This is a genomic window from Stenotrophomonas sp. 2YAF22 (genome assembly GCF_052114665.1).
Classification (GTDB): Bacteria; Pseudomonadota; Gammaproteobacteria; order Xanthomonadales; family Xanthomonadaceae; genus Stenotrophomonas; species Stenotrophomonas indicatrix.
Genome location: NZ_JBFRFE010000559.1, coordinates 1 through 2,930, shown reverse-complemented (window position 1 = coordinate 2,930; position 2,930 = coordinate 1). Strand labels below are relative to the sequence as shown.

General features: G+C 65.2%; 1 protein-coding gene. It reads right to left on the bottom strand.

What is annotated here, in order from left to right:
• Positions 1 to 173: 173 nt before the first annotated feature.
• Positions 174 to 2,561: a TonB-dependent receptor plug domain-containing protein gene (locus AB4Y84_RS18110; RefSeq protein WP_442250597.1), complete on the bottom strand. Its 2,388-nt coding sequence runs from the start codon at positions 2,559 to 2,561 to the stop codon at positions 174 to 176.
• Positions 2,562 to 2,930 lie beyond the last annotated feature (369 nt).

Below are 2,930 nucleotides of genomic sequence, written 5' to 3'. Positions count from 1 at the left end.
GTGTCATGGTGCATCGGCTCTCGCAGAAATCGGGGGGATGCCCCGATTTTCACCTAATGAGCCAAATGCGGCAAACCTTTAGAGCAAATAGGGTCAGATCCCTTTTCCTGCAGGAAAAGGGGATCTGACCCCGGATGAACCCGCCGGGCAGGGCCCGGCGCGCCCGTTACCGCTTACCAGTTGTACTTGATCCGCCCGTACACATACGCACCATTGAAGCCGAACGGCGAGTAGTTGCTGTACGGCAGCATGCCAAAGGTCGAGTTCTGCAGATCTTCGGTGCGGTCCGGGTACTCGTTCAGCAGGTTGTCGGCACCTACCGTCAGCGTCCAGTTCGCACTCGGCTTGTAGCTGGCCGACGCATCCAGCACCCACTTGTCGCCGTAGGTCTGGTCACGCGTGGCCGTGGCCGAGTTGCGCACCGTGAACTTGCCGTAGCGGGTTGCCGCCAGGCCCAGCTCCCAGTGGTCCGAACGCCAGGTGCCGCTGAGGATGGTCTTGTCGTGCGGGTAGCTGTCTTCGATGCGGCCAATCTCATCGCGGCCGATCAGCGACTGGGTCAGGCCCAGCGTGCCGAACACCGCCGGCGTGCCGCCCACGCGCTGCACTTCGGTGTCGTTGTAGCTGTACGCCGCAGTCAGTTCCAGGCTGCTGGCGCTGAACGGCACGGTGTAGCTGGAGACGAAGTCAACGCCGCGGGTGCGGGTGTCCAGACCATTGGTGAAGTACGAGAACGCGGTCACCTGCGGCAGGCCCAGCCCGGCCAGCAGCGCACTGGATGCTGCGTTGGTGGTGATGCTGGACGACAACGCGATGCGGTCGTCGATGTCGATCTGGTAGGCATCGACGGTGACGTACAGGCGGTCGATCGGCTGCAGTACCAGACCCAGGCTGTAGGACGTGGAGGTCTCGGCCTTCAGCGGCGACGCGCCCAGTGCCTGTGCAGCCGGGCTGGTGGTCGGGAAGGTGCCGCGTTCGACGAACACGCCGTTGGTGAACTGGCTGGTCACCGCCTGGTAGCCCTGCTGCGGCAGCGAAGGCGCTCGGAAGCCGCTGGAGGCGGTGGCGCGAAGCGCGACCTTGTCGGTGAACGCATAGCGCGCCGACAGCTTGCCGGAGAAGCGGTCGCCGAAGTCCGAGTAATCCTCGTAACGGCCGGTGATGCCGGCGGAGAACTTCTCGCTCAGGTCCGCTTCCAGGCCCGCATAGACCGCGTAGTTGTGGCGATCGGTGTGCACTTCGTTGGTCGGGGTGAAGCCGCCGAAGCCCTGCGCACCGGTGCCGGTGTAGGAGTTCAGCTCGCCCGGGTTCTGGTCCCACTTCTCGCGGCGGTACTCACCGCCGAAGGACAGCGTGACCGGATAGGCCAGGCCCCAGTCCAGCGACTTGGTCAGGTCGGCGTTGAAGATGTCCTGCTGGTACTTCAGCGTGCCGTCGTAGAACGAACGCGGGCTGGTCGCGCCCAGGCTGTAGTTGATGCTGTTGCGGGTGTGGAAATCCAGGGTGTTCTCGCCGTGGTTCAGGCTCAGGTCCCATGTCCAGCCGTTGTCGGTGTTGCCTTTGACGCCGGCCACCAGCGAGCGGTCCTTGGAGTACTGGTTGATCTGCGGCACGTAGCCGTCCGGATAGGTCTGCGCCAGCAGCGCGCTCTGCCCGCTGTGGTTGCGCGAACGGTAGAACGCGAACGAGGTGATGTCGCGGTTGCTGAGCAGCGCGCTGGCGTAACCGGTCACGTGGTCGCTGAAATCGTAGCTGGCATTGACCGAGGCAGCGGTGGCGTCCACCTTCGGGTCGCCGACGATGAACGTGGTCTGGCCGACGCTGGGGAAATTGCCGGTGTTCGGCGTGGTGCCGCGATACGGGCCGGCGCGGTCGCTCTCGTCCTGTTGGCTGATCTGGCCGGCCACGTGCACGCGGCCACGGCCGTTGCCGAATTCCACGCCGGTATCGCCGGACAGCTGGTACTTGTTGCCGTCGCCGGCCGAATACTGGCCGTAGTCGACGGCCAGGCTGCCACCGCTGCCGCTGCCCTTCAGCACGATGTTGATGACGCCGGCGATGGCATCCGAACCGTACTGTGCCGAGGCGCCGTCGCGCAGCACCTCGACGCGCTCGATGGCGGCGATCGGAATCGCGTTGATGTCCACCGCCGACGAACCGCGGCCGATGCTGCCGTTGACGTTGATCATCGCCGAGGTGTGGCGGCGCTTGCCGTTGACCAGTACCAGCACCTGGTCCGGGGACAGGCCGCGCAGCTGTGCCGGGCGCACACCGCTGGTGCCGTCGGTCAGCGCGGGGCGCGGGAAGTTCAGCGACGGCAGCGCGCGGGACAGCGCGGTGGCCAGCTCACCGGTACCGGTGGACTGCAGGATCTCGGGGGTGATGATGTCGATCGGCGACTGCGATTCGGCGACCGTGCGGTCGGCCACGCGGGTGCCGGTGACGATCACCGTATCCAGAGTGTTGGCGGCGGTGCCGGCCTGCTGGGCGGCGGCAACGAACGGAGAACCACCGAGTGCGACAGCGACGGCGGCGGCGATCAGGCTGGTCTTGCGGGTCATCGGGAGGGGGCTCCGGTTGGCGGGATGGCACCGGAATCGACATCACGGGGGTGAGGCGGACGACGGTTGTTGCGGTGCGCAATACAGGAATTAACGGGATATTCAGTGCCTGTCRAATGCCGGTCATCAGAAAAAACGTTGCAGCAGCAACCATTTAGCTGCGACAGGCGGTGACGGGGAAGGGGCCCGGGAGGCGCGCGGACAGGACGTGGGAGAGAGGAACGTCGCCCGCCGCGCATCCCGGGGCGCGTCAAGTATTCGTTAACGTTAGAATTGCGTCGCAGGAACAGTGCTTACCAGCACATTCCATTCGGTTATATGGACGCCTCCCCCCATGATTTCGCTTCGTAATTTCGCCTTGCGCCGCGG